At 40.3% G+C, this 2,719-nt stretch carries 1 protein-coding gene; it reads right to left on the bottom strand.

Translation table 11 applies throughout. The features are described 5' to 3' along the window. A partial coding sequence (locus H5232_RS22785; RefSeq protein ID WP_182831583.1) for a pilus assembly protein occupies positions 1–2,719 on the bottom strand: 2,719 nt, incomplete at both ends.

The raw sequence follows: 2,719 nt of genomic DNA, 5'->3' as shown, positions 1-2,719 counted from the left end.
GTTGTCTGGGTTGTCTGGGTTGTCTGGGTTGTCTGGGTTGTCTGGGTTGTCATCATCATCACAATTACTTGTATCGACACAAACTTCGACACTACCAAAATAAAGTTGCGGCGTATCTGGTACATCATTGCTGGTCACAAAACTTAGTTGATCATATACTTTGGTACCATAGTGTAAATGAAACGCATATAAAGAACCTGACCCACCGGTTAGTGAACACTGATTTACAGTTTCAGTAGCTGATGCTGGTGTATAGCTTGTGAAATAAGCGACGCCTCCAACAACAGTGGCCGCTGCAAGCGATTTTTCACCATTTGCTGGTAAGTCGTAATACCAACCACTCTCACGGCTTAATTCAATTTCTTTTTTAGTAAACTCATCAATATCATCCAGCGTATTACCAAAAGGATCCTCATTTACATTCATTAAATCATCCACTGTAATAGTTGCAGGTATATCAGTGCCTTTAAATGACTTAGTTAAGGTATTTGTATCTCGCACCATATACAGTTGATCAAGTGTTGTTGTGCCTACTGGGTTTGAACGGTTTCCGCTACCAAGTAACACTGCATCAAAAGGGGTATCTTTTCGTGTAACAATATTTGTCCCATTAACCCGTGTATTCGTCACTTTACTATACATAGTACGAGCAACCATTGGTTTATAGAAGAAGCGTCTATCTAACGCGTTAGTTAAACCACTTAACTTAGCCAATTCAAAATGAGTCCAATCACTTTTTGTATCGCTTGGCATATCGACACGCCAAACACTGCCACCTGTATCTGCCGCATAAATACGATCAACATAGCCATCATAATCAGAATCAAGGGTAGTGACAGTTGCTGCAATACTATTTTTACCTTTAAAACCTTTTGTTGGCGTTAATTCCCACAATAAATTACCATTCGATGCGTTAACGATATAAATACCACGACCCTTGCTATCTTCACCAAGTATGACTGTATCTTTATTAGTGTCATAGCCTGCACCAAATATAAGCACAGGATCATTACCAAAAGCTTTCACAAAAGAGACTGTTGGTGCCGACCATGTTTGCGCTAATTCCTTAAAATCACCACTTCCACCTTGAATTATCCACTTTAAGCTCGGTGCATTAGGGTTAGTAATGTCTAAGCCATAATAGTTATTACCACCTCGACGCATCCCAAAGAATGCCCATACGCGATCACTGCCATTGACAACACCATCACGATTCGCGTCATCAAAATAAATTGTGATTGGACCATCAATACCATACTTTTTAGTATCGGCTTGATTTTTACGAATTGGATCAATAATTTTATAAACACTACTAGGTATAAATGCCCAACTTTCACTTACGGTACTGCCAGCATCTTTAAACATGTGTAAGAAGCCAGCATTTGTACCTATTAAAATACGCACATCATCGTTACCGTAATCGATTGTGACAGGCTTTGAGTGCAATGGATCACCAAAAATATCTACCCGCTGATCACTTGATGAAGAGTCATTGTCTTCATTATCAACATCAATACCACGAGCCCAATCAATGGTGCTTTGAAGCTCATTTTGACTCACCCCAAATGCACTTGCCGCATTGGCATCACTGCCGTAAGCTGCTGACACCTTTGCCTTAGTGAATTCAACAAGACCACCGGTTCCTGCATCAGTAAGTAGCTTTCGACCACTGTTTGCAGTGGTTGAGAGCATTAAATTTACGCCGCCATTTTCTACCGAGTTACCATCTGGGCTAGCCGTTGTTGGTAACCAAAATGTGCGAGCATCTTTATCTATTAGACCATCTGAATTCAACGCTTGCTTATCTGCTGAATCCACAATTTGTGTGCCAGAAACTTTAAGCTTTTTTAGATTTCCGCGCCAACGCGCTCCACCATCCGGGTAAAACATCGCGTAATATATAGAGTCGCGACTTCGAGTTTGATCAACGTTATTACTGGCAACTGATGGAGAAGTAAACGTATCGTTCACTTCCCTAATACGTGTGATGGTATTTTTTAGTGCTTCCGAGAGTTGCTCAGCAGTATCAGCATGCAGATATTGCCCACCACCATATGTCGCTGCTTGAGCCAATAGATTCTTTCCTGAATCACTCATTCCTGTACCAAAGCCAATTGGGAAGATCCGACCAAACTCACGAATTTCGGTCGTTTTAGTGTATAAGTCAACTTCAATATCTTTTGTACCGCTAATCACTTTTGCAAGTACAGTTAAGTAACTGTTGCTGACCACTGGGGGATCGTCTTTAAAGTAATCATTATGCAAATTTTTAATACTATTATTGCGGTTTGTGTCATTACTTGGATCACCATCAGTCATCAAAATAATATTGACACTGTTATCACAACGTAATGGCTCTCCGCTTATAGGTGCAAAAAGTGATTTATACACTCCATTACTATCAGCGGTTTTATCACGGCTGTTAATATTTTTAGCGTAATCAACATTCTTTCCTGAAATATATAAATACGCTTCCCACAGCGTTTCAGTTAGAGGCGTTGCACCACTGGCGGGTAGTGCCGCTATTTCATCAAGCAGAGTTTTTTTGGTTGAGCCAACCTTGGCTAAAATATACCCACCATCACTGCCATTAAAACGCATTAAACCAAATTCAATATCATCATTGTCGCTAACTAATTGAGTAATCGCATTTCTAGCAACATTTAAACGGCTATCTTGGCAATTAGCAACATATCCAACACCTGGTCTCCAACGGTAG

Source organism: Pseudoalteromonas sp. SG41-5 (assembly GCF_014164495.1).
In the GTDB taxonomy this organism is placed as follows: domain Bacteria; phylum Pseudomonadota; class Gammaproteobacteria; order Enterobacterales; family Alteromonadaceae; genus Pseudoalteromonas; species Pseudoalteromonas rhizosphaerae.
This window is presented reverse-complemented; position numbering and strand designations above follow the sequence as displayed.